Raw genomic sequence first — 22,251 nt, 5'->3', positions numbered from 1 at the left:
CGCCTCGCGGTTCAGTGCCGCAGCCTTGGCTGAGCGGATACGCGCCGTCCACGCGCTGGGCGATCGATTCAGGGTGTTCGCGGGCGACCTAATCAGCTTCCTGAAAGACCTCCTGATTCCGGGATCAATGACGAGGTCTTCTGCTTCGTGGACCCGCCCTACATCCGGGCTGGCAATGATCTCTACGCCATCGACATGGACGACGACCTGGACAACCGGCTGGCCGCAGCGCTGAACAAGCTGACCGCGCCGTGGATGCTCACCTACGACGCCCACCCACAGATCCCGCTGCTGTACCCGGGCCGTGCGGTGACTGAGTTCGACATCCCTCACACGGCAGGCAGCTCCCGTGTTGGACGGGAGTACCTGGTGCTCGGACCCGGCATGTCGCTGCCTCAGGTCAACCCGCCGGGCAAGGGCCGCTACGAGCTCTTCGCCGCCTGACGGGTGAGGCTTCGCGTGTAGCCGCACATATGGCGAACATGACCATGAGCCCCCGTCGCGAGCACGCCGAGATCGCCAACCGCAGCGGCACCTGGAGCGAGGAGACGACCCCTGAACGAGAAGCCGCGCGCCGCGTTCGAGGCCGGCGGCGGCAAGTCGTCAATGTGTACGTGCGCCCCGGCGAACGCATCGTCCTCACCTACGACTCCCGGGGCCGCACCGCCCATGCCACGCTGAACGGCGTGGCAATCAAGGGCCCGAATCTCCGGAAGCGGGTCGGCGACGTGCTCTACCGAATGCCGAAGCCTGCGACAGAGGACGGGGCAGGGTCAGAGTCCAGCGGGTCCTAGAGGTCGTCGAACCCGCAGGCTTCGCTGACCTTCTCTCCAGCCGAATCCATCTTGTCGCTCTCCTTCGCGCTGAGCTCGTCCTCGCCATCCACTCCCTTGGCGGCATAGTCAGCGACGAGCTTGACCTCGTCCTTCAAGGGGTCCGAGGCCGTCTTGGCGAGCTCCTGCATCTGCTCGGCAAGGTCCTTGCGCTCACCCTTGCTCAGATCATCGGAATACCCCGCGACGATTGCCCTGAGCTCAGCGCAGGTGTCGGCGGTGGAGAGCTGCTCCGCTCCACACCCGGTCAGGAGCAGCAGCGAGAGGACAGCGGTCAGTGCGGCGTATTTCACGGATTCCCTCAGGTTCGGTGTGCGAGACGTCTCATCCTATCCGCCGGCTGACGGAGCGGGAGAACCGCCCTGCCGCACACATGCAGGGGGAACCCGAATACCTAGAGGAACCTTGCTCACACCGCCACGCCTGCTCATCACCGCCTCCCGCACCTGGCACGACCGTGCCGCCGTCAAGGAAGCCCTGCGCGACTGGTGGAACTCCACGGACCGCAACCCGGGCGCCATCCTGGTCTCCGGTGCGTGCCCGAAGGGCGCCGACCGCATCTGCAAGGGGATTTGGGAGCGGAACGGGCTCACCGTCGAATGCCACCCAGCGAAGTGGCGGAAGCCGGACGGATCGAAGAACTGGAAGGCCAAATTCACCCGTGAAAGTCATTCGGCAGATGACCCAGAAGGACGGCATTGACAGCAAGCTCATTTCGGCCGTGACTACGCCGGCAACCGGCCAGTCATTGACAGCCCCGCGCCACAGGACATGGAGGCCAACCGCCGGGTGGACGCCGTTGTGCAGTCCAATGAATTCGACTCCGTCAAGGCGCTTATCCCAGAACAGGCCGCACCGAAGAAGCCAGCTGAGAAGAAGCACGCTGGCGGGCACTGAGCCCGCGGTGTCAGCTGTCTGCGGGTAGCCTGCCCAGCAGCTCGTCCAGGTCCGCTGAGCGTTCCGGGCAGTCATAGGCCGCGGTGAGGCGCAGGATGTCGTCGGTGATCTGCGGCTGCCCGCGGATCACGGTGATGTCCCTCTCCCACGTCAGCGGCGCTGGGGCATCGACGGCTCTCTCACAGACCTGCCTTGCCATGAAGTCACGGAACCCCTGGGCCGAATCCGGCACCATACCCTGGGCTGCAAGATCCGCGGCGTAGTCTCCGGAGATCTCGAAGGAAGCAGGCTCGGGCTCTACGGCCGTGGTTTCGGGCAGGAACGCGTCGCAGATGGCAATGGTTTCGTGGCCGGCGTCCGTGAAGGCCTCGTCATCGAATACCCAGGTCTCATCGCCCTCCAAGGTCTGGATGAAATTCTGGAAGGGCACTTGCATCGTTTCCAGGGGCTCAACCAGTTTGTCTTCGGCTGTGGCGGCCACTTCACCAAGCGCGGTGAAGATCTCGCTAGCCTTATCGGCTGTCTTCCCGCTGCGGTCCTCCGATTCAGTGAGGAACACCGACGCCTCGACGACGAGGCCGCCGTCAATCTTGAACAGCTCCACGCAGCTGTCCTCCAGCGGCACCGTCGACCGCTCATAGGTCTTGGTCGGGGCCGGCTCCGAAACGGCTTCCGCCGACGGAGATGCTGATGCCGGGCTCTCAGCAGATTCAGCCGGGGTGCTGCACCCGCTCAAGGCCAATACCGCGGCAGCAAACAGGGCATAAGCAGGCATTGTCTTCACGGTTCCCCCAGCAGAATAGTCAGAGCTGCGGTTCAGGGCCCGGGATAGGGGCGCCGCGCAGCAAAGTCATCCTATCCGGCTGCGGGGAGGATTGTTGTCGGCCCCGCACACATGAGCATCACCTGTCCCAGCCCCTCCCGAAACAGGCTGGTCCTCGACTAGATGACCAAGCCTCCACCTCCGCGTGCCGTGGCTTGGAGTGCCGATCCACTGCACCCGCACGAGTTCCTTGGCCCACGCCATCGCAAAGCACTTCACCGTCTGCGTGTGGCAGTCAGCGTCTACAGAGTTCGCTCAGATGGGTGGGGCGTTTTCCGTGGTCTCCGTGACACCAGTAGTGGGTGCGGGTAGGCAGATCGGTGGGACGTGCCTGTCCGCGAAGGTGAGATGCCGTGCCAACCTGGTCTCGGTCGGTTCTCCATGGGCGGCACCGTAGCCGCCACCGATGACACCGCTGCCCGATGTCCGCGGTCAGGTTACGTGTTAGCCTTCCTCGGTTGGTCTCGATCGAAATATGGGGAAAATGAATAAGAATCTCAAGCTGGCTGGCGCCGGCGTCCTGTCATTAGTCTTGCTCGGTGGTGGCGCCGGAATCGGCTCCGCGATCACGGACCCGACTAAGAGCGAAGAGTACGCCGCGATGGAGTCCGAGAATCGCTCGAAGCAATCCAAGGTCGACGATCTGACGACTGGCCTTACTGCAGCTCAAAAGAAGAATGAGGAGCTTGAAGGTGACTTGCGGGCGGCCGAGGATCGCGAAGACGAGTTAGCGATAGCCGAAGCTGCGGTGAAGAAACGTGAAGACGAAGCAACTGCTGCTGAGGCTGCCGTGAAGAAGCGGGAAGACGCTGTGAAGGGTGCTGAGACGGCGAAAGCCGCAAGCAGCATCACCGATGGCTCTTGGACAGTGGGGCGCACAGTAGAAGCTGGGACTTACACCACGGAAAGAGCCATCACGGGTTCTTGCTACTGGGAGATCACCACATCGGGGACCAACGGTGACGACATAATCGCCAATGACAACGTGTCCGGTGGTCAACCCACGATCACCCTCGCTGAGGGCCAGGACTTCAAGAGCAAGCGCTGCGGAACCTGGGTTAAACTCGGCTGACATCCTCCACGGACGACGGAAGCGCCCCACCTCCGAAGAGATGGGGCGCTTTAGTCTGCTGATCAGTTCGTCCAATATCCGCTGGGGACTTTGTGTTCAAACCAGTGTCCGATGGCGGAAGCGCTCTCCCACCGCCCGGAGCTTTTCCTCCTTGGCGTACTTCGGCGCCTCCGAGATCAAGATGCCCGCCCAGGCCATCGCCTGCAGGCGCTGCGGGGTGATCTTCGCCGTCACGATCGAACCCCGGATCGGCACGGGTGACCGCACGCGGTCCATGGTCTCCTGGGCGGGCGTGGACGGAGCCCTGCAACCCAGTGAGGTCGTCCGCGCTGGTTTTCCCGTGCCTGGCCAGTACTGCGGCCGCCTTGATGGCGTCGAGGGACGGGGCCTGGACCGCCGCACGCCATGGGAGCAGCTTGGCCGGCTCGATGAGGCGCTTGGCCACGACAGCGTCTTTCACATGAAGCACACCCATCGCGGTGCGGACGGGACGCGTCTTAAACAACGTGTACCCCATCTCTGGGCACTGCTGGAGACCTCATCGAGGACATCGAGGCGGTCCAAGCTCCTGGTACCCCGGTCGTCATGGGCTCAATCTGCGGCTAATGGCGCAGCGTGACACAGCCAACATGCGTTGAGGGACACTCAGGCGATAGGGAGTGCGCGCGCTGCTGTCCTGTGTTCAGCCCGGAGTGCTTTGAGTGTCGGGTAGTAGGGATGGTGAGCGTTGCCCTGGAGGTTGAGCGGTAGGCTCAACTGCTCCATCGCCCGCGTCTCGGCGCACCACGGGGCCTCCACCTGCGCCCAGGTTACACGGGCGTGGCGTTGCATCCAGTCGCTGATCTGGCGTTCGCCATCGGGCGTGAATGTGAGTCGGGTTCCGCTGCCGACCCTGCGGAGCGCGATACCGAGGGTTTCTGCCAAGTGACAACCCAGGGTCAGCCGAAGCGTGGACCCGTAGGCGTTGCCTCGGTAGTGGTACCGGATCCGGTCGCGGCGTGTTTGTGTGCTTGGTCGGCCGCCATTTCGCGGCGGCTCTTTCGGGGCAATTCCTATGTAGAGCAGCACGCTGTCACCGACAACGTGGCACGGGCGTGGGTCCACACCGGGTGGCAGTTCATCGAAGTACCACGCGTAGATGCCAGGAGCCCTAGTCACCGGTGATGGCAGCTCGAGTACTTCCTGGCGGGAGTACAGATGCGATGGGGCTAGCAGCCGTCCAAGCGCCCCAGCAGTGTGTTCGATGGTCAGCCTCCGTTCCTGATCATGCGAGTCTAGGCGAAGCGTGCCTGCGCATAGTGCACCAGATGTCTTGGCATGATCCGCGTCCAAAGGATCACCTGTGGCATCACGCTGAGGACGGGAAACATACTGAATGACGTGTACCCATCGGCTATCAGTCCTCGACTGATGGAGCGTCAAGCCGCCCGCTGGCCGAACCGGGTGCAGGTCACGCGATCGCCTATACGGCACCGCTCATCGGGTCGTCGAGGGGCCGACCAGACGGCAATCAGCCCGCTTTCCTAGGGTGCGAATGCCCCGCTCCCGTGTGGAGCTACGAAACCCGCGCGAGTGGAGTTACACGTCGCAGCCGATGCCGTCGCTGTCGCGGTCCAGGTGGCTGCCGTAGCCAGGCTCACTGGCGTACACCGGGGCTGCCCCGGCGGCACGTGCTTCATCGCAGTTGCTGTACGACCAGTTCGAATACTCCTGCACTGGTTCCACCTGCTGGATGTCGGTGTTCGTGGCTGGTTCCTCATATGCGGGGTCGGTGTTCGAGCTGGTTCCCGATCCGCCGCCGAACAGCTCGATGGCACCAAAGACGACGACGACGAACACAAGACCGAACATGACTGTGCCGAGTCCTTCTCGAAAATCCCAAACCATGAATCCCCCAACGATCAGATGCGCCGATTCTAGCCCTTCGGCCAGCCGGGGAAGGGTCGACCCTCCGCCCGCACACATGGGAGTAATGTCCAGAATTCTCATCGCCGGCGACTTGCACGGCTCCATCGGTTACGTCCAGATCCTCATCAAGAGCGCGGCCAACTCGGGTATCGACACCATCGCGCAGGTCGGGGACCTGATGGTCCTCTGGCCCGACTACGGCGAGCACCCTTTCACCACAGCGCTCAAGTAGTCCCTGGCCGAGCACGGCGTCCGGATGGTCTTCATCGACGGCAACCACGACGTCCACCTGGACCTTCGCGCCCTGCCGCTCAACAGTGAAGGGTTCGGCGTCATCATGGAGCAGCTCCTCTACTCACGCCGCGGGCACCGCTGGCAGCTGGACGGGGTCCGCTTCGGGGGACCGGCTCTTCCTAGGGTGCCCGTGACGGTTCAGAAGTGAGTGCCGCGTGCTGCAGCCGGAAGAAGTCCTCCGGGTACATACACTTCAGATCCTTAATTTTGGGGGCGTATGCGCTGTTATGCCACAGGAAGCAGGCCAGGCGACTGCGGCGGCCGACCACCACCTCCACGATACTTTGTACCGGGTCAACGCGCCCCGTAGCCCTGTCGTCGCGGCCGAAGAGCGGGAACTGGCGAGCAATCTCCGGGTAGGCCAGTAGGAAGGCGTCGCGTGACGGACCGCCGACCACAACGATCAGGCCGGCAGGGCAGGCGGCAAGCACACGATCCATGTGCTTGTTGCTGCAAAAGTGCGCGGCTTCACGGACACCGTGCTCAACCTTCGATTTGCAGTGCACGACCTCCGTCATCGCGACGTTCTCGTGCCACGGTGTTTCCTCGCCGACAAGGCTCTGCGTTTGATTCCGAATCCACTGCCAGTAGGTCTCAGTCCTGCCGCGGTTGACACTCTCGCCGCTGGCGACCCGTCGAAGAATATTGGCTGCAGGTTCGCCGCTGGCTCCAGACTTAAGGTGCTGCAGGGCTTCATTCACCCACGAGTGCTTGCTGTCGAACCGGTGCAGCATGAAGTCAGCAATCAGGTCATCGCTCCACTCCACAGTCGGATAGAGCTCAGCCAGGTGCTTGTATCGAGCCCGTGCTTCCGGCTCTCCGGCGCTGATCGACGGATTCGAGGACAGGAAGACCACCTTGGCCGTCTCCAGACTTCCCGCCCATGCTTCAGGCACCTGGAAGGGGCTCTCGTATCTGTTTTGGAAGCAGACAACCTTATGGCACGGGTGGTTGGAGTCCGCTGCCGCAACCGGTACCTCCGGGCACCGGGCGACGCTGAGCGCGAGTTCCTTAAGATGTAGTGGCACTGTTCCCCCAAATTGATCAACGTTGGAGTGAGCCTATCGCTCGGGTGCCCTCTCTTTGGGGGGACTTGCCAGGCTGCCGTGCGATACGGCTCCGCTGCACAAATTTTCTGTAGCAGCACCTCGACCAGGGGAGGACCATGATCACAGCACGTGTACCCTAAAAAGCCCCGACCGCAGGCTGATTTGTTTCGACCACACAGGCTGCGGTCGCCGTGACCTTGATCCTGCTGAGGCGCCGCCGCTCGAGGAAACACAAGGCGGCGCTGCGGGCAGGAGGCATTAGGCGCCGGAACGATCATCGAACCGGAGGCGCCCGCTCCCGCTGAAGAGGAAGCTGCGGTTAGCCCTGAGGCCGACGCCCCTGTCATCGTCATCCCGGCCGAGGATGAGGCCGAGGAAGAAACCGAGGTGCTGGTCTTCGTCGAAGAGCACAACCCGTTCGGTTAACCCCTAGGGCGTTTCTCACCCCCTAGTCGTCCTTCGGTAGGTACCAACCATGCTCGCGACGCCTGGGCTCTCGTGGCTCTGGGGGCTCGCGGGCGTATGCCTCGTTTTCACGGCGCACCATTTCCGCGTCGAAGCGGCGCAATTCGTTGTCGAGGCGTTGCAACTCATTGTCGAGATCTTTGTGGGAGACGTAACGCAGTCGCAGCGCTTCGCGCTCATCTTCGAGTTCCTCGTCGGACAGCGGGCGGAGGCCCCCAAATGCGCGTTCAACACCGTCAAAAATGCCCATGCATAGATGCGGTCACACTCGGGGCTACCGATGCATGACCGTCGGTCGACACCGTTGCCAAGGCGCGGGAACATTAACGACACCATGATGATGACCTCCACGCTCGAGCAGATTCGCGCCATTAGGAATAAAGCGCCCGGAACGGACGTCCAGGACCGTCCCGGCAAAGGCATACGAGGTCATGACCACCAGTACGAGGACGGCAAGGTCGCGCACCCGGTGCAGTCGGCGGATTGGCGGGGTGCGTCGGGGCCACAGCATGAGCTGACCGCCGGTGCGGTCGACGCCGCGGGATTAATTCTGGGCGTGCCTTCACGTGTGCGGTGACAGGGGCCGAGCTCACCGCAGCCTCCGGCCGGCATCACCCCGCGTTGGCTTGTGCCTCGGTGATTGCATCCTCCAAGGCCCCGGCCCGCTCAGGGCAGAAGTAGGCGACGGTCAGGCGAAGTGCCTCCGCCCCGCTACCCATGGATGGCTCACCGTCGTGCATCACCCGCACATTCCTGCGGAAGCTGCCGAGTGAATCGGACGTGTCGCCCTCGCAGACGTTTCCTCTCATGAATGCGGCGTAGGACGTAATGTCATCCGGGACGACGCCAACGGCGGCTAGATCTTCTTCATAGACGCCGCTGATCGGGACAGGCTCAACCAATGTGTCAGCCCCGGCGTCCGTGCCGGTGAAGTACGGGGTGCAGAGGTTAGTCAGCTCTGTGCCGGCGGCCTTCCACTCGGTCGCGACGAAGGTGTAGTTGGTGCCGCCGCTTTCGGTGATCTCGATCATCTCTGTCATGGGCGCCGCGAAGCCCTGGAGGAAGGGGACTATCTGGTCCTCGGCGTTGAGGGCTATCCCGTCGATCTCCTCCTTGAGGCCGCGAGCCTCCCTGATCGTCGGTGGCGCGATGTCCTCGAATTCTTGGAGGAAGGTGATCGTCCTGTAGAACGGGCCGTCTTCGTTCTGGCCGAGCAGCTGGTTGCAGGTCGTCTGCCGTGAGACCTGGAAGGCCGGTTCCGACTCGTCTGTGGTGGGCGGCGACGACGGCGTCGGGCTGGCACTGGCGCTGCTGGCCTCTGCCTCAGGCTCCTGCCCGGCATTGGACGTGCCGCACCCGGCGAGTAGGAGCAGGGTGAGCGGTACGGCAGCGAGACGGATGTTCAATGAGACCCCCAGAGTGACGTGAGGGTAGTAGCTTCCCATCCCGCCGGGTGCTCCACCAAACAATTTGTTCGATGAGGTGCCGGAGGCTCCGGGGCACTTTGTACACCCGCAGCGGCAGACGGTCCGTGCTGCCCGTCAGTTCGGTGGCGACCTGGAGGACAAGAGTGACGACTTCCTCGGTGATGTCCCTGGGCCGCGGGACGTTCTGGCGGGACATTACGAGGTCGGCGATGGCCGCGACTTCGATCGAAACGGTGGCCGAGGACGGTTCATGAGTGGCATGCAGACCCATGTGTACGGAGGTAGCGTCATCGCTGCCCTCGGGCGAGCAGACGCTGCTGGCCTTGTAGCATCCGAGGTCTTGGGCGACCTGGCTGCGGGCCGTAAGGCTCCCCGGCGTCCAGCACGATCTGCAGAATAGTTTTTGCTCCTCGCAGGTAATGCCCCCCCAGGTTCTGGTAGGTGTAATTGCCGCCGACGCACGCGGGTTCAACGGGAGGTGGACAACTGCGTCTCCTGCATGCTGTAGTGCCCTGACGAATGGCCCCGGTAGATTCTTTCCGCCGGGGCTATTTCATGTCCTGGGTGTGCGCCGGTAGTGCTCGTGCGTGAGCTCCGCCTGCTTGACCCACACGTCGTGCTTCCTGGTCGCGTTGGCACCTGCCTCCAAGTGCTCGAGGTGCTCGGCGAGTGAATAGAAGCCCTTCCCAGGGGCGTCGAGTGTCGCCAGTGCGACAACCGAGGACAGCATGTACTTCTTGTGGTCAGGATCGTCTTTCACGATGTCCGCCAGGAGGGCTCCGAGTGCGTTTCGCTCACCGTCACGGGACAGATCGAACGGCGCAACCTCGGCGTCCTCGGCGAGGGCTTTATTGAACTCGCCGTACGGGATCAAACTCCCGCGCTTGGCTGTGCGGATCATGATGTACCGTCCGGCCTCCATCATCCGCTCCCACTGCTCGTCGCTGCGTCCCTGCGGCATCTCGTCCCTTTCGTTGGCTGCGGAAAGCCTAGCGGCCAGCAACAGCTTTCCGCTCTATGCTCGGGGAGGACATCTCACAGGGGAGGGGGCCCGGCATGGGCAACAACCAGGAAGAGCGCAGCGCCAAGGTGCGCCGGAAACACGGGATTCTGATGGGGGTTCCCATCTGGAATGGTCGACAGGGCTGGGCCGCATACGCCGACGGTCTCCTCACCGTGAAGATGACGATAACGAAAGCAGTCGTCATTCCGGTGCAGGACCTCGCTCCAATCGACTTCAGGTCCGCTCGCTCAATGACCGCGGGATATATACGGTTCAGTCGTGAAGGCGGTAAGTTCGGTGACCGCCAGGAGATCATCTTCGGGTCGCAGGATGAGGGGCTTTTCGCGCAGCTCAAACATCTCCTCGAGGACGAGCAGCGCCGCGGTGTCCAGGGCTCGCTGCCCGAGGAGCCTCAGGCTGAAGAGGCTGAAGGAGCCGAAGGCGAACCGGGGGTGGAGACACTCAAGGACGAAAAGTACCGGGCCAAGTACAAGATCCCGGCTGATGCCGTGCTGGCCCGCTCCGCAGGCATGGGCTACGTCGCCTTCGACCGGCACTATGTCACCCTGCAGTGGGTCGGTCTGGGCAGGGGCATCGTTGGAAAGGGCGTGAAGCGGATCCCTCTGACAGCCATCACGAGTGTCCAGATGAAGCCGGCCGGCCTCGTGATGAGCGGGTTCATCCAGTTCTCCTTCGCCGGGGCTAACGATGTCCGAAGCGCTTTCGGCCGGCAGTCCTGGGACGCGATGGGCGACGAGAACACGATGTCCTTCAACGCGCCAGACGAATATGCGTTCCTGAAGCTCCGGGACGCCATCGAGCAGGCCCAGCGGGCACTGCACCAGCCGGTCGTTGTGCAGACCGCCCCGGCGCCGGAGGAGGATGTTTTCGCGCACCTGGAGAAGCTCGGGAAGCTTCGTGATGCCGGGATTGTCAGCGAGGCGGAGTTCGCTGCGAAGAAGGCTGAACTGCTTGGCCGGATCTGAGGACCGGGCCCAATGTCGGCCGTCGGCGTCCGGGACGCATAGGGAGGAGAACCAACCTCTTTAGATCGAAGGAACCCCGTGTCCCAAACTCTTCTCGCCAGCAACGTGGCAGCCATCAACTGGAACCGCATCCGGGACGAAAAGGATGTCGAGGTCTGGAACCGCCTCGTCAACAACTTCTGGCTGCCGGAGAAGGTGCCCCTGTCCAACGACGTCCAGTCGTGGGCCACGCTGACCCCGGACGAGCAGCAGCTCACCATGCGCGTGTTCACCGGGCTCACCCTGCTCGAGACGGTGCAGGCCACCGTAGGTGCCGTCAGCCTGATCCCGGACGCCATCACGCGGCAGGAAGAGGCGGTGTACACCAACATCGCGTTCATGGAGTCGGTGCACGCCAAGAGCTACTCCTCGATCTTCTCGACGCTGGCCTCCACCAAGGAGATCGACGAGGCCTTCCGCTGGTCCACCGAGAATGTGAACCTTCAGAAGAAGGCGCAGATCGTCATGGACTACTACCAGGGCGATGATCCGCTGAAGCGCAAGGTGGCCTCCACGCTGCTGGAGAGCTTCCTGTTCTACTCCGGGTTCTACCTGCCGATGTACTGGTCCTCACGGGCGAAGCTGACGAACACGGCCGACCTGATCCGCCTGATCATCCGCGACGAGGCCGTGCACGGCTACTACATCGGCTACAAGTTCCAGAAGGGCCTCGAGGGACAGTCCGAGGCGCGCAAGCAGGAGATCAAGGACTACACCTACGAGCTGCTGTTCGAGCTGTACGAGAATGAGGTCCAGTACACGCACGACCTCTACGACTCCGTCGGCCTGGCCGAGGACGTCAAGAAGTTCCTCCACTACAACGCCAACAAGGCCCTGATGAACCTGGGCTACGAGGCGATGTTCCCCTCCACCGTGACCGATGTGAACCCGGCGATCCTTTCGGCGCTCTCACCGAACGCTGACGAGAACCACGACTTCTTCTCCGGCTCGGGCTCCTCGTACGTCATCGGTAAAGCGGTCAACACCGAGGACGACGAATGGTCGTTCTGAGGGTGCGAGATCCGGTCCTACTTGGCGGAAACGAACCTCGTTGGCGGAAACGGTGAAGTGACAAGTTAGTTGGCCAACTGACAATCATCTTGGCCAAGTGACAACTCTCGTATCCGAGCATTGCTCAGTTGTGGGACTTGAAAGCGGGCGTCCGGGTCATAGACCTTGGCGCCCGCTGCGTTGTCCAGCCCCGTTTCACACCGTCAGCCGACCAAACCCTTGGCACGTTGGACTGCCGGGCGGAACTCCTCCTGCTTGGCGCGTTTGGTCAATGCCTGCGGGCCGACGCCCGGAGCCTTGATCGTGATGGCGCGCGGCACCCGGTCCGCCAAGTGCTTCGCCCAGGTCTGCTGCACGGAGACGCTGCACAGGATCACCACCTGCAGACGGGGGAGAAGGCACAGGACAGAGCCCATCGCCTTGGCGCCGGCCACACGTTCGTTGGCGTCCTCCGTCTCCGTGAAGAAGGGTACTATGTTCCACATGAGCCGGCGGCCACTGAGCCCGAGGTGTCAGCTGTCGGCGGGCAGCCTGCCCAGCAGCTCTTCCAGGTCCCCCGAGCGTTCCGGGCAGTCATAGGCCGCAGTGAGGCGCAGAATGTCGTCGGTGATCTGTGGCTGCCCACGGATCAGAGTTATGTCCCTCTCCCATGTCAGCGGTGCTGGGGCATCGACGGCTCTCTCACAGACCTTCCGTGCCATGAAGTCGCGGAACCCCTGGGCCGAACCCTCAGCCGAATCCGGCGCCATGCCCTGGGCTGCAAGATCCGCGGCGTAGTCACCGGTGATCTCGAACGACGCTTCGGCCGGCTCAGGTTCGGCGACAACTTCGGTGGGAAGGTGACCTCGGCAGGTTTCGGCAACTTCGCGGGCCCCATCCTTGAACGCCTCTGCGTCGAGGTGCCAAGTATCGCCACTTTGGCTGGCTTGGACGAATTCCCGCAAGGGGAGCTGCATCTCATCGAGAGGTGCAGCCAGCTCGGCTTTGGCGGTCTGCTCCACATCTCCGATCCGGGTATAGATGTCGTTGGCGCCCTCAACGGTTTCGTCGTTCATTTCCTCCACCGCCTCCAGGAACTCAAGAGCCTCAATAACGAGGCCGCCGTCCGGCTCGAGGACAGCAACGCAGCTCGATTCCAAGGGCATGGAGGTTCCTTTGTCATCCGGAGTGGTCTTGTCCGGTGCCGGCTCGACTATCGACTCCGCTGACGGCGACTTCGAGGAGGTCACCTCAGCCGATTCAGCCGGGGTGCTGCACCCGCTCAAGGTCAGTATGGCGGCAGCGAACAGGGCATAAGCAGGTATTGTCTTCATAGTTCCCCCAGCAGAATGGTCAGAGTTGCGGTTCAGGGCCCGGGATGCGGGCGCCGCGCAGCGGATTCATCCTATCCGGCTGCGGGGAGGATTGTTGTCGGCTCCGCACCCATGATCATCATGTGTTCCAGCCCCTCCCGAAACAGGCTGGTCGTCGACTAGATGACCAAGCCGCCTGCAGCCCCCACATCCGATTCGGCGCGCTCCAAACCAAGAACCGTTGAGGTCTACGACTTCCGGCGCCCCACCACCCTGGCCCGCGAGCACGCCCGCGTCCTCGAGCTGGCCTTATGAACCTTCGCCCGCCAGGTGGCGTGGTGGGGCCCTACGTGACGCCTCTGTGGGCGGCGGCCAGGGCGCGAGCCATCTGCAGCTCTATGTGTCGAGCCGAGGATCTTCATTGGTGCGTCCCGGTTGCGGAGATGCGTGACTATGGTGACTGCTGAGTTCAATGGTGCTGCGATCGGTGGTCCGCATACCGGCCCGGCTCATAGCTGGATCGGGCGCAGGACCCCTTGCCCCGGTCGCATGCGGATGGTCCGCCCTCACGCGTGCGGCAGGACCTAGAAAGCGCTACGTCGGGGTGGAGAATACCCGGCGCCGCAGCAGCCAGGGCCGCGTGTTCGGCGGTGATGTCCGGGCGGGGGAGTGGGAAGCCGGCCAGGGTGCCGTGGGCGCGCTCGTGGTTGCGGCGCTGGGCAAAGTATTCGGCCTTGCGCTGTTCGATGGCGTCGGTGGCGGTCCTCACGGACGGAAGGTTCGCCAGGCGGACGGGTGCCTCCTCGAAGGCGCGCACAGCGGCAAGGAGCTCGCCGCGGCTGGGCAGGCGGTCACCGTGGGCGGGGAGGTAGTCCTGCCAGATGCCGGACTTCACCGTGCGCGATGCGTAGGCGGCCAGTGCGCGGTCCATGTCGGTGAGCTGCTCGGCGGCCCGGAGGGGGGAGCAGGCGTTCGCGGGCCACCGGTGCGGGCTCGGACGCGGGAGGTGCTGCGACGGCTGCGGGGGACAGCTCCTGCTCGGCGACGAGGGCGGAATATCCACCGAGGCTGACGCCGACTCTGCGTGGGTGGCGTGGGCGAACTGCCCGGCGGTGCGCACACCCTTTACGGCGCAGTTCGGAGTGAAGCCTGACATGTCCTGCCCTTTCGAGCGGCCCGGTACCGCTCCTCTCATTTTCGCATCTCCTGCCTGCCGGGCTACCGGGCGCACCAAACGCTCGCCGTAGTGTCCGAATAATGCGTTGCGATCTGCGCTCGCAGATGCACCGCATTACGGAAGATTGCTTAGGCCAAGCCGGGTTCCCCAGCCATACAGAATTAGCATTAACAGCCTGGGCTGAGGTTGGCGCTATAGTTTGGCTGGGGGGACTGACCTGTCATTTGGTCTGACGCAAGGCTATATCTCAGTGATGAAGCGGCAGAGACGCCACCCAGAGAAATCAGCCAAAATAGTTAGACAGGATTTGTAATGACAGAGTATTCAACGGTGCCGAGCGCTCCGCGTGACGGTAAAGCCCAAGCGGCAGCAGACAAGGCGTACCGTAAGGCTACGCGGCCTTGGTTCAAGAAGAAGCGCTTCCTACTCCCTTTGATCATCATCGGGCTCATGATCATTTCGTCGATTGCCAATGCTGGTAAGGACGAGCCTTCCGCTGCCGTCGCTCCTAGCGCGGACGCATCGGCAGCGGCACCTGCTGCTACGGCCCCCGCAGAAACGGCGGCGCCCCCAGAAACGGCGGCGCCCGCAGAAACGGCGGCGCCCGCAAAACCGGCAGCCCCCGCAAAACCGGCAGCCCCTGCAGTTCCTACCGAGTACAAGTCCGCGCTGAACAAAGCGGAGTCCTACTCCAAGATGATGCACATGAGCAAGGCCGGCATCTACGAGCAACTCACATCGGAATTCGGTGAAAAGTTCTCGCCTGAAGCAGCGCAATATGCGGTCGATAACCTCGTGGCCGACTACAACGCGAATGCCCTGGCGAAGGCCAAGGACTACCAGGAGACTATGTCCATGTCTCCCGAGGGAATCCGCGAACAGCTGACATCGGAGTTCGGTGAAAAATTCACGCCGGAGGAAGCCGACTACGCGATTCAAAACCTAGGCTAGAAGGCACAAAACTAAAGGGGCTCCCATCTGGGGGCCCCTTTGCTGTATGGCGGTCTAAACCGTGGGGCTTCAGGCGTTACGACGTGCGTTCATCGTTCTGCAGAGAAAACATGGACTGGGGCTACATGACCGGATCTGGCGAAGCCTCCAATCGGTAAAACCCTTGCCACCGGGCGTCCGGGCATTCACGGTGTACTTCAAAGTTCCGTCTCAAATGTGTCTTGGGGCGCGCCCGGGGAAGCCCCCGCGAACTCGTTACTGTCCCTCACGGCGGCGACCATCCGCCGGGTCGGGATTCCCATGCCCAGGTTAGTTCTCCTCCCCTTCACCCTCGCTGCGGTGCTCGCCACCTCGGCCTGCATGCCGCATGCAGGCATCAACTTTGACGGCGAAGCCGTCAGCTGTCCTGAGGAGCCGGCGTCCCGGGAATGTGAGGACGGTGTTTACCGAGCGGCTGACCAATTGCTGTCCGATGATATTGGAGATGAGGAATTCCAGGACCGGGCCCTTGGAGTGATTCGGGCGGTGATCGTGCCAACCGACCTCGAACGCGATAAGGACGGAGAGGCGAACGAAAGTGACCTTTGATGAGGTCGAACGAATCAGCTCGTCGTTCGCGATGCTATTAGCGGTGGACCTGGTGATCCGCTGGGGACTCAGGGGCCGGAGTGCACCGGCGGCCGGCAGGAGAATGGATACAGGGAGGACAGGGCTTTGCATGAAATTCCTCTCAGTTGGCTGGTGACAACCGATGACCGATGGCGCATCGGATGTGAAAACGCGCCTGGCTAGGTAAGTTCGCTTCGTCTTGGAAAGAGGCGCTCCACTATGTCGATCGGGAGAACGGTTGTCAGGAATGTCTCCTGGTGGGGGAGAACTCCGGGTGTGGACAGTGTCCACACTTTGGGTCTCGGACTGGGTCGGACCGGTGCCGGACTGAGTCGGATTGCGGATGTTTTCGGGGGAGTGGCGGATTTACAGGCCCTGAGTCCGGTTCGAGTCCCACTTCGGGCACATGTTCCCCCTAGTCAGAGACCTTTTTGCTCTCTGACTGTGGACAGCCGGCCCAATTCTGCGGTCCGGGTGCCGGTTCTGGTGGCTGTTTTGGATTTTTCCTGGGGCCTGGGTGCGTCCATTCTGTCGCGAAGCCCGGGTTGGGCGTTCTTACTACTTCATGGAGGAGTGGCGGTGTAGGTACATGACTTCGGCGGGGTTTAGGACCTGATCATCCTCCCCGAGCAGCTCAGGCAAGGTGGCCACCGAGGGTGAATGGCTCATGAGTACCTCCACCACTAGCGGACGTAGGTCGCGGCGACTCCCGGCTTGCTCGCTGGAGGCTACAAGGACGGGCCCGAGTTCGGCCTCCAGCCAAGCCAGCAGGCGGGGAGCCTCAGGGCTTGCCGGCCGGAGCGGGTCAACGGGGGGGTCGCTGATCATCGTTCGAATGGAAGGTGAGTCCTTCGGCCTTCAGGCGCCGCACAAGGAGCCGCACGTTCAAACGGGCGCGGAGAGCATCTCAAACCCACCTGGACGAACTGAAGCAGGCATTAGCCAACGGAAAAATTGTTGCGGTAGTCGGGGTCGGACTGGCGATGCACGCCACGAACGCGGCGCCCTGCTCGAATTGGTTCGGCTTTCCTGATGAGAGCTCACGCCCAGAAAGTGTCGTAAGCGGCTACGGAGGAGTGGGCGACCATAATCGACACCGCGTTGTCGTGCGCGAGATCGTCCGATGACACTTCTACGCTCATAAAAACAGCCGGTATGGTCAAGGCAAAGATTGATGAGTTAGGCCACCAAGCGTCTCAAGATTGGATGGAGGCTACTATCGAAAGCCTCCAATTGAAGAGTAGCTCGAGGCCTGTGGCACTTCGCGACCTAAAATTTCCAATATTCACGACTAACTACGATTCGATGATCGAAGCCGCTTCTGGGATCGGGTCAGCAGCCTGGACCGCTCCTGACGACCTGCACAATGTCGCCCTAGGCGACTCTGCATCCGTTGATCACCTGCACGATATTTGCCGCGAAAGAGCCGCACAATGTGCCAGCTCTTTTGCGGTCCTGCTGGAAAAACTTTGACCGCGAAACGAATTCTTGACGGAAAGATCGTCATCTCTGGCGCCTGCAGTAACCCACTTTCTCCAACTCAAATACGAGCGACACCACCGCCACCAGCGCTTCGCCAGGGCGCATTCGTGAATTATCAGCAAGAACGACCGCAATGTCAGCGACTGTTGCCTTTCCATCTATGGCCCTCCAGATGCTCGCACCGGTCGCGTCGAGGAACAGGAAGCGATTCTCGCGGACGAGAACCGGCTGACCGCTCGTCTGTCGATAACGGACGCGAAGGTCACGAACGGGCACGTCGGTGCCGCGGACACTAATCGGGATCAGCTCTGTACCTCCTCAACGAGCTCTTCGGCGAAGGCAGCACATTTGTGGACATAAGCGCGGACGGCGCCTTCTTCCCTTTCCGGATGTTCGCAATTCTGTAATGCCCAAAATCTGCGGTGGACGGTACCGGAGGGATCGGTGAGGGCCAAGAGTCGTGCACGCCACTTGACCGCGCTGTTTGTAGATCCATGAGAGTGGTTCCAGAGATCGGCGCCGAGGCCGACAAGATCCCGCGCCCGGAGTAACGCGGAGTCCCAATCAGCACTATCCACCATTCCCCAGACATCTTCCAAGGCGCCGTCTATTCTGTGGACCGCCTGCTGGGTAAGGAATCGTCGAAACAAATCGGAATCAAATCTGCTCTGCCACTCTTGGAGCCCTGCAGCGTCGTTTAGTGCCAGCCCGGTAATCAGCCGGTGTATGAAGTGCTCCTCTTCAGGTAAAAAGCTATCAGCAACAAAACGTTCGCCTACATGTAGATTATTAAGTCGATTAGCTAGTTGATGGACGCGTTCGGGATCCCAATATTCGTAGTCAATCCGACGATGCTCATGAAAACGGATTCCGATCCGGCACCTTTGCCTTGAGATAGTAAGTACAGATCGAGGCCAAGATCCATCTATAACAAAGACGTCTATGTCCGAGCCATAATTTCCGAGGCCCTCCACGAGCGACCCCGAAAGATAGGCAGTTGGCGGACCGCGAAAAGGAAGAGCTTCGTGCTGCAAGATGGCTTCTCGGCTGAGTCCCAGTTCGCGCAGCAAGTCGGTAGCATCAGTCAAATCCGCCATGGGTTTCCATCACATCCAGCGGGGCGGGCACGACGAATCCCAGTTGAATCAGGCAATGATACTTACCTCGAGCGACGGAAATTGGCGCCCCTGGGGAGTGACTTCTTCGATGGATAGAGTCACGAAGGGGTGACTTCCGGCCTTGATATTGATGTCCCGGGGGATGCGGTCCAGATTGCGAACGCCGAGCTCATCAGCTATTTTCTGAATCAACTCTTCAGGTAGGCGCAGAGACATGGCCCGAGCGTCCTTGTTCATGGTGACTTCTCCCTTGCTTCGGTGGCTGATGCAGATCATTGTGCACCCCTCGCCAATGGCTGACAAGGGTTCATTAAATGTCGGAGGTGAATATGGGAGGGTTTGCCTCAAAGCCAGAGGTAGTGCAATAGGAATAATCGCTTTTGACTGCCGCTTTGCTGCGTGCCTGCGCGTAGGACCGCCAGTCCTCAACGGTCATCCGTGGCTTAAATATCGTCGGGTCCACGGGCTTTCAGTTAGGTGATCGAGGAGAGGCGGGCAGTCGATGCTTCGTATCTGTCGGCTCATGGATCTAAGGTTCTCCATCCGATGTACGCCAAGAGCGACTTGTTGCATACACATACGCGTTCAGGGAAGCCACATCCAAGGTATGGAATCACCCTTGCCTCTGACCGCGAAAATGCGGGTCGATATTGAGTGATCCTCGGCGAACGATTCGACCTAATGGATCGCTTCGGGCAGCGCTCCACAGTGCCGCGACGCATCCCCCTGAAACTCACCGACGTCTCGGATCGGATCTGCGCCGCCCCGGTCGGATCGGATCTGCGCCGCCCCGGAAATGCTGTACCAGCAGCTCATTGACGCGCAGGCGACCGCGTTCATCGGCGCCGCCCCGCTCCAGCGGACCGGGGACCGCGCGGTGCAGCGGAACGGCTCCCGGGCCGGGACGTTGACGACCACGCGGGGGACCTGAATCCGAAGTTTCTTGAGCTGCGGGCCGGCTGGTTTTTCCCGGCCCTGCTGGAGCGGCGTCGCCGCATCGATCAGGTCCTCTACGCGGTTATGATGGAGGCCGACCTGCGGGGAGGACGACGTCCAGCCAACCGGTAGCTGGCGCGGATGATTGTTGTGCGGTCGTTGCCGAAGCGGTTGCTCACGCAAACACCACGCAGCCAGGAACCGAGCTGGAGCGGACCTCCGCTATGGGAAACTTCTCGTCGAACATCATCAGGAAGACCGGACTCATGGAGCCCAGCCCTCTTGATGGTCCTATAAGCATTTGCTCAAGGCCAAGCTGGCCGGGCTTTAGCCCTACCTATATGCTCGTGCCATCTGCACCCAGACCCGCGGTCGCAGTGGGCGTCACCATGGCTGAATGACAAAAAGCTCTGTGTGATATGGAAATACCACCACACCGTCGACGGCGTAACTCTCGACGAGTGCGTGCACTTCCTTAAGGAAGACCGGCCCGACCGCAGCGACAGCTCGTTGGGCCTGAGTCGAGCTCGACGCCATCCCGACAAAGCTGTCAACGGTCATTGCTTGATTCCATCGCGACTCAGCTCGGATTACCGCGTCCAACCCTACGTCAAATCCGTCTGCCAGCTCCTGCGCGACATCAATGTCGCGATAGCGGCGACTGTACCCCGGGCTCCGCTCTTCGAGCAGACCTTCGTACGCCGACAGGAATGGGCTTCGGCTGTGGTCGCGGTTGTTTTGAACTACGATCACACGACCACCCGCCCGAAGGACCTTCCGGGCCGCTTGCAGGAAGGCAGGTCGATCGAACCATTGGTAGGCCTGTCCCGCAATGATGAGGTCAACGTCGGTGACCGTCGACAGGACATCTTCTATGCGGCCTACCATCCAATTCAAGCCCGGGAACTTCCGCTTTCCCGCTTCGACCATGTCTCTTGAAATATCGATGGCATACACTTCCGGGCCGACGAGTGCGGGCAGCACCCACTCCAAGGAGATTCCGGTCCCCGCACCTGCATCGACCACCCGCAAGTTGTGGCGCGTCATCCCAAGCGCAGTATCAAGGAGATCGGACGGATAACGGGGACGGTAACGGTCGTAGTCATCGGCAAGACCGTCAAATTTGGCGCCATCAGGCATGAAAATCCTCCTGGTTGGTGATTACGGAGAGCAAGCCTCCGCGGGAAGCCATTCTGCGCATCATAAGCGGCGGTGGCGTGAATGGATGGCTTCGTCCGGCTACCTTGAGAACGCCGCGCTCCAAGTCAAGAACCGCTCGCCCACCATCTGGTAGATCGTCGGTGTCAAGCTCGATAGCGGGTACGCCGAGGTTCCAACAATTTCGAAAAAAGATGCGGCCGAACGCGGGAGCCAGCACCAAAGTGACACCCGCGGCCTGCAGTGCGCTTACTGCCTGCTCGCGTGAACTACCGATACCCATCACCGCGTCCCCGACGAGCGCGTCGCCAGAGCGGAATGTCTCGGCCATCCCGGGAAACCGGTGCTCGAAGATATGGGGAGCCATGTCAGCCGGATCTGTGTACATGTGCTTATAACGCCCAGGGATGATGTCGTCGGTGGAGATGACTCCCGTGACGCGACGGAGACGTAGGGGACTCATGTCAGTTCCTCCAACTCCGCAAGGGTGGGAATGCGGCCTAGGAGTGCTGTCGCCGCAGCCACGATTGGGGATGCGAGGTAAATCGGAGCCGCCGGGTTACCCATTCGACCCTTGAAGTTCCGATTCATGGTTGTCAGTACCGGTAACCCACTTGCTGGCACTGGACCCTGTACCCCGACGCACGCTCCACACCCCGGCGGCGTCGTGATGACGCCGGCCTCGCGCAAGGCCTCAAGCGCACCACTCTCAGCAGATCGCTTCTCGACCGCCCGTGACGCTGGCGTCACGACCGTCATTACGTCTGGGTGGACCCGCCTAGCTCGCAGAAATTCGGCGGCGGCGGCGATATCCTCGGTGTGTCCGTTGGTGCAGGTACCGACGAAGACCTGTCCGACGCGAGTCCCGGCAACCTCGTCGAGTGTTGCGACGTTCCCGGGCAGATGCGGCAGCGCTACTAGTGGGGTCAGTCCGCTCACGTCGAGGTGAACGGTCGCGACCGCGTCCCCGCGACCTGTGGGGGAGAGCGCCGCGCCAAGCGGAGTGGGCCGCGGTGGAAGAAAAACACATTTTGCACCCATCTCGACCCCCATGCTGGCGACGGTGGCGGCCTCGTCATCGCTGAGCCCCTCGGGCCACTCGCCGCACCACTCGACTGCTCGGTAGAGCCAGGTGTCCATCGGAACGGATCTCAGCACGTGAAGCAGAACGTCCTTGGCCGTGGTCAAACGGTGGGGTGTGCCCGTCACCTCGAGCACCACAGTTTCCGGTACCCGAAGCCAAGTACGGTTCGTCGCCATGATGGCAGCGACGTCGGTGGCGCCCATGCCGAGCGCCAGCGCCTGCACAGCACCACCGAGGCACGTATGGCTGTCCGATCCGACGACGATACTTCCCGGACGAAACCACCCCTTCTCTAGTGCCACCAGATGACTCACTCCTTGGCCGTCCGATAGGAAGTCAACCCCAAGGGAATGAGCAAAGCGCCGGGCTTCGGCGAGTCGGTCGGCAATAGCGACATTCGGCGGCAGAACGCTGTGGTCCACGACAAATGCAACTCGGCTCGGGTCGTGCACCGCCCCAAGCCCATGTTTCTCCCAGAGACGCGCGATGGTCGGTGAATTCCCATCCTGTACGTAGACTCGGTCAACTTCCACTGTCACCAGATTTCCGGGTGCGATCGGATCGGTTGAATGGGTCGCCAGGATACGCTCAATCAAGTTTTCCCCCGCTGACGGGCCCGGCTCAGCGGTGCTGCCGC

At 61.9% G+C, this 22,251-nt stretch carries 32 protein-coding genes and 1 pseudogene; 14 read left to right on the top strand and 19 right to left on the bottom strand.

Annotation, left to right across the window (positions count from 1 at the left end):
• Window positions 1-147 precede the first annotated feature (147 nt).
• Together GVV86_RS15620 and GVV86_RS15615 are read left to right on the top strand one after the other, a co-directional pair.
• Entirely contained in the window at window positions 148-444 is a 297-nt protein-coding gene (locus tag GVV86_RS15620; RefSeq protein WP_159803309.1) for a hypothetical protein, read from the top strand.
• 44 nt (window positions 445-488) lie between these two features.
• Window positions 489-794: a hypothetical protein gene (locus GVV86_RS15615; protein WP_159803308.1), complete on the top strand. Its 306-nt coding sequence runs from the start codon at window positions 489-491 to the stop codon at window positions 792-794.
• On the opposite strand, the gene GVV86_RS15610 is transcribed toward GVV86_RS15615, so the two are convergent.
• The gene (locus GVV86_RS15610; protein ID WP_159803307.1) at window positions 791-1,126 is read right to left on the bottom strand and encodes a hypothetical protein; all 336 of its coding nucleotides are present in this window, start codon (window positions 1,124-1,126) and stop codon (window positions 791-793) included. The two genes, GVV86_RS15615 and GVV86_RS15610, sit on opposite strands and share 4 nt — an antisense overlap.
• Before the next feature lie 112 nt (window positions 1,127-1,238).
• Between GVV86_RS15610 and GVV86_RS15605 the strand changes: the two genes are divergently transcribed.
• On the top strand, window positions 1,239-1,535 hold the full coding sequence (locus GVV86_RS15605; protein WP_159803306.1) for an SLOG family protein: 297 nt from the start codon (window positions 1,239-1,241) through the stop codon (window positions 1,533-1,535).
• Between the two features lie 205 nt (window positions 1,536-1,740).
• Here GVV86_RS15605 and GVV86_RS15600 read toward each other — a convergent pair whose 3' ends face one another.
• Window positions 1,741-2,355, bottom strand: a complete 615-nt coding sequence (locus GVV86_RS15600; protein WP_159803305.1) for a hypothetical protein — start codon at window positions 2,353-2,355, stop codon at window positions 1,741-1,743.
• A gap of 682 nt (window positions 2,356-3,037) precedes the next feature.
• On the opposite strand from GVV86_RS15600, the gene GVV86_RS15595 reads away from it, so the two are divergent.
• Window positions 3,038-3,625 (top strand): Rv1352/Rv1906c domain-containing protein, encoded by a 588-nt coding sequence (locus GVV86_RS15595; protein WP_159803304.1) that lies wholly within the window; start codon window positions 3,038-3,040, stop codon window positions 3,623-3,625.
• Between the two features lie 96 nt (window positions 3,626-3,721).
• On the opposite strand, the gene GVV86_RS15590 is transcribed toward GVV86_RS15595, so the two are convergent.
• The 3 genes from GVV86_RS15590 to GVV86_RS18770 form a co-directional block, all read right to left on the bottom strand.
• Window positions 3,722-3,901, bottom strand: a complete 180-nt coding sequence (locus GVV86_RS15590; protein WP_159803303.1) for a hypothetical protein — start codon at window positions 3,899-3,901, stop codon at window positions 3,722-3,724.
• A 369-nt stretch (window positions 3,902-4,270) separates the two neighbouring features.
• Window positions 4,271-4,783 (bottom strand): GIY-YIG nuclease family protein, encoded by a 513-nt coding sequence (locus tag GVV86_RS19000; RefSeq protein WP_425513936.1) that lies wholly within the window; start codon window positions 4,781-4,783, stop codon window positions 4,271-4,273.
• A 420-nt stretch (window positions 4,784-5,203) separates the two neighbouring features.
• Window positions 5,204-5,476: an excalibur calcium-binding domain-containing protein gene (locus GVV86_RS18770; protein WP_246670012.1), complete on the bottom strand. Its 273-nt coding sequence runs from the start codon at window positions 5,474-5,476 to the stop codon at window positions 5,204-5,206.
• A gap of 121 nt (window positions 5,477-5,597) precedes the next feature.
• On the opposite strand from GVV86_RS18770, the gene GVV86_RS15580 reads away from it, so the two are divergent.
• Complete coding sequence (locus tag GVV86_RS15580; protein ID WP_201291476.1) at window positions 5,598-5,765, top strand: hypothetical protein; 168 nt, start codon at window positions 5,598-5,600, stop codon at window positions 5,763-5,765.
• A 24-nt stretch (window positions 5,766-5,789) separates the two neighbouring features.
• A complete protein-coding gene (locus GVV86_RS15575; protein WP_159803300.1) occupies window positions 5,790-5,975 on the top strand; it encodes a hypothetical protein in 186 nt (61 codons plus the stop codon).
• Here the strand turns inward: GVV86_RS15575 and GVV86_RS15570 are convergent.
• The 3 genes from GVV86_RS15570 to GVV86_RS15560 all read right to left on the bottom strand — a co-directional run bounded on the left by GVV86_RS15570 (window position 5,947) and on the right by GVV86_RS15560 (window position 7,591).
• A complete protein-coding gene (locus tag GVV86_RS15570) occupies window positions 5,947-6,723 on the bottom strand; it encodes a hypothetical protein (RefSeq protein ID WP_159803299.1) in 777 nt (258 codons plus the stop codon). The two genes, GVV86_RS15575 and GVV86_RS15570, sit on opposite strands and share 29 nt — an antisense overlap.
• A 411-nt stretch (window positions 6,724-7,134) precedes the next feature.
• Window positions 7,135-7,287 carry a hypothetical protein gene (locus GVV86_RS15565; RefSeq protein WP_159803298.1) on the bottom strand — a complete coding sequence of 51 codons (153 nt, stop codon included), beginning with the start codon at window positions 7,285-7,287 and terminating at the stop codon, window positions 7,135-7,137.
• 37 nt (window positions 7,288-7,324) lie between these two features.
• Complete coding sequence (locus GVV86_RS15560) at window positions 7,325-7,591, bottom strand: hypothetical protein (protein ID WP_159803297.1); 267 nt, start codon at window positions 7,589-7,591, stop codon at window positions 7,325-7,327.
• 84 nt (window positions 7,592-7,675) lie between these two features.
• Here GVV86_RS15560 and GVV86_RS15555 point away from each other — a divergent pair, with 84 nt between their 5' ends.
• Window positions 7,676-7,918 (top strand): hypothetical protein, encoded by a 243-nt coding sequence (locus GVV86_RS15555; RefSeq protein WP_159803296.1) that lies wholly within the window; start codon window positions 7,676-7,678, stop codon window positions 7,916-7,918.
• A 34-nt stretch (window positions 7,919-7,952) separates the two neighbouring features.
• Here GVV86_RS15555 and GVV86_RS15550 read toward each other — a convergent pair whose 3' ends face one another.
• Together GVV86_RS15550 and GVV86_RS15545 are read right to left on the bottom strand one after the other, a co-directional pair.
• Window positions 7,953-8,786 carry a hypothetical protein gene (locus GVV86_RS15550; RefSeq protein ID WP_159803295.1) on the bottom strand — a complete coding sequence of 278 codons (834 nt, stop codon included), beginning with the start codon at window positions 8,784-8,786 and terminating at the stop codon, window positions 7,953-7,955.
• Window positions 8,787-9,321: 535 nt separating this feature from the next.
• Window positions 9,322-9,729: a hypothetical protein gene (locus GVV86_RS15545; protein WP_159803294.1), complete on the bottom strand. Its 408-nt coding sequence runs from the start codon at window positions 9,727-9,729 to the stop codon at window positions 9,322-9,324.
• Window positions 9,730-9,824: 95 nt separating this feature from the next.
• Between GVV86_RS15545 and GVV86_RS18765 the strand changes: the two genes are divergently transcribed.
• Together GVV86_RS18765 and nrdF are read left to right on the top strand one after the other, a co-directional pair.
• Entirely contained in the window at window positions 9,825-10,757 is a 933-nt protein-coding gene (locus GVV86_RS18765; protein ID WP_159803293.1) for a DUF4429 domain-containing protein, read from the top strand.
• Window positions 10,758-10,835: 78 nt separating this feature from the next.
• The gene (gene nrdF, locus GVV86_RS15535) at window positions 10,836-11,807 is read left to right on the top strand and encodes a class 1b ribonucleoside-diphosphate reductase subunit beta (RefSeq protein WP_159803292.1); all 972 of its coding nucleotides are present in this window, start codon (window positions 10,836-10,838) and stop codon (window positions 11,805-11,807) included.
• 203 nt (window positions 11,808-12,010) lie between these two features.
• Here nrdF and GVV86_RS15530 read toward each other — a convergent pair whose 3' ends face one another.
• Window positions 12,011-12,292, bottom strand: coding sequence for a uracil-DNA glycosylase family protein (locus tag GVV86_RS15530; RefSeq protein ID WP_159803291.1), 282 nt, complete (start codon window positions 12,290-12,292; stop codon window positions 12,011-12,013).
• 27 nt (window positions 12,293-12,319) lie between these two features.
• The gene (locus GVV86_RS15525) at window positions 12,320-12,952 is read right to left on the bottom strand and encodes a hypothetical protein (protein WP_159803290.1); all 633 of its coding nucleotides are present in this window, start codon (window positions 12,950-12,952) and stop codon (window positions 12,320-12,322) included.
• 330 nt (window positions 12,953-13,282) lie between these two features.
• Here GVV86_RS15525 and GVV86_RS18880 point away from each other — a divergent pair, with 330 nt between their 5' ends.
• Entirely contained in the window at window positions 13,283-13,414 is a 132-nt protein-coding gene (locus GVV86_RS18880; RefSeq protein WP_281406967.1) for a hypothetical protein, read from the top strand.
• Between the two features lie 154 nt (window positions 13,415-13,568).
• On the opposite strand, the gene GVV86_RS15515 is transcribed toward GVV86_RS18880, so the two are convergent.
• Window positions 13,569-14,255 carry a hypothetical protein gene (locus GVV86_RS15515; protein WP_159803289.1) on the bottom strand — a complete coding sequence of 229 codons (687 nt, stop codon included), beginning with the start codon at window positions 14,253-14,255 and terminating at the stop codon, window positions 13,569-13,571.
• Between the two features lie 333 nt (window positions 14,256-14,588).
• Here GVV86_RS15515 and GVV86_RS15510 point away from each other — a divergent pair, with 333 nt between their 5' ends.
• From GVV86_RS15510 to GVV86_RS15500, 3 genes are all read left to right on the top strand, one after another.
• Entirely contained in the window at window positions 14,589-15,227 is a 639-nt protein-coding gene (locus GVV86_RS15510) for an Ltp family lipoprotein (RefSeq protein WP_201291473.1), read from the top strand.
• Window positions 15,228-15,527: 300 nt separating this feature from the next.
• Window positions 15,528-15,815 carry a hypothetical protein gene (locus GVV86_RS15505; protein ID WP_159803288.1) on the top strand — a complete coding sequence of 96 codons (288 nt, stop codon included), beginning with the start codon at window positions 15,528-15,530 and terminating at the stop codon, window positions 15,813-15,815.
• A gap of 1,176 nt (window positions 15,816-16,991) precedes the next feature.
• Complete coding sequence (locus GVV86_RS15500) at window positions 16,992-17,309, top strand: hypothetical protein (RefSeq protein ID WP_159803287.1); 318 nt, start codon at window positions 16,992-16,994, stop codon at window positions 17,307-17,309.
• 30 nt (window positions 17,310-17,339) lie between these two features.
• Here the strand turns inward: GVV86_RS15500 and GVV86_RS18995 are convergent, their stop codons facing one another.
• Genes GVV86_RS18995 through GVV86_RS15485 form a run of 3 tightly spaced genes read right to left on the bottom strand, consistent with a single transcriptional unit; the run spans window position 17,340 to window position 18,673 of the window.
• Window positions 17,340-17,594, bottom strand: coding sequence for a PqqD family protein (locus GVV86_RS18995; RefSeq protein WP_201291472.1), 255 nt, complete (start codon window positions 17,592-17,594; stop codon window positions 17,340-17,342).
• A 26-nt stretch (window positions 17,595-17,620) separates the two neighbouring features.
• Window positions 17,621-18,415, bottom strand: coding sequence for a hypothetical protein (locus GVV86_RS15490; protein ID WP_159803286.1), 795 nt, complete (start codon window positions 18,413-18,415; stop codon window positions 17,621-17,623).
• A gap of 48 nt (window positions 18,416-18,463) precedes the next feature.
• A complete protein-coding gene (locus tag GVV86_RS15485; RefSeq protein ID WP_159803285.1) occupies window positions 18,464-18,673 on the bottom strand; it encodes a hypothetical protein in 210 nt (69 codons plus the stop codon).
• 511 nt (window positions 18,674-19,184) lie between these two features.
• On the opposite strand from GVV86_RS15485, the pseudogene GVV86_RS18760 reads away from it, so the two are divergent.
• Window positions 19,185-19,480: pseudogene (locus GVV86_RS18760) on the top strand (transposase); the annotation flags it as partial.
• Window positions 19,481-19,756: 276 nt separating this feature from the next.
• Here GVV86_RS18760 and GVV86_RS15470 read toward each other — a convergent pair.
• Genes GVV86_RS15470 through GVV86_RS15460 form a run of 3 tightly spaced genes read right to left on the bottom strand, consistent with a single transcriptional unit; the run spans window position 19,757 to window position 22,210 of the window.
• Window positions 19,757-20,512: a class I SAM-dependent methyltransferase gene (locus GVV86_RS15470; protein WP_159803283.1), complete on the bottom strand. Its 756-nt coding sequence runs from the start codon at window positions 20,510-20,512 to the stop codon at window positions 19,757-19,759.
• Window positions 20,505-20,993, bottom strand: a complete 489-nt coding sequence (locus GVV86_RS15465) for a LeuD/DmdB family oxidoreductase small subunit (protein ID WP_159803282.1) — start codon at window positions 20,991-20,993, stop codon at window positions 20,505-20,507. The genes GVV86_RS15470 and GVV86_RS15465 overlap by 8 nt, the downstream gene beginning before the upstream one ends.
• Complete coding sequence (locus GVV86_RS15460; RefSeq protein WP_201291471.1) at window positions 20,990-22,210, bottom strand: aconitase/3-isopropylmalate dehydratase large subunit family protein; 1,221 nt, start codon at window positions 22,208-22,210, stop codon at window positions 20,990-20,992. Before GVV86_RS15460 ends, GVV86_RS15465 begins: the two co-directional genes overlap by 4 nt.
• Between the last annotated feature and the right edge of the window lie 41 nt (window positions 22,211-22,251).

This window comes from Arthrobacter zhaoguopingii (assembly GCF_009828595.1).
Lineage (GTDB): Bacteria > Actinomycetota > Actinomycetes > Actinomycetales > Micrococcaceae > Arthrobacter_D > Arthrobacter_D zhaoguopingii.
Note: the sequence above shows the minus strand (reverse complement) of the source record. Positions and strands in the feature narration are given on the sequence as shown.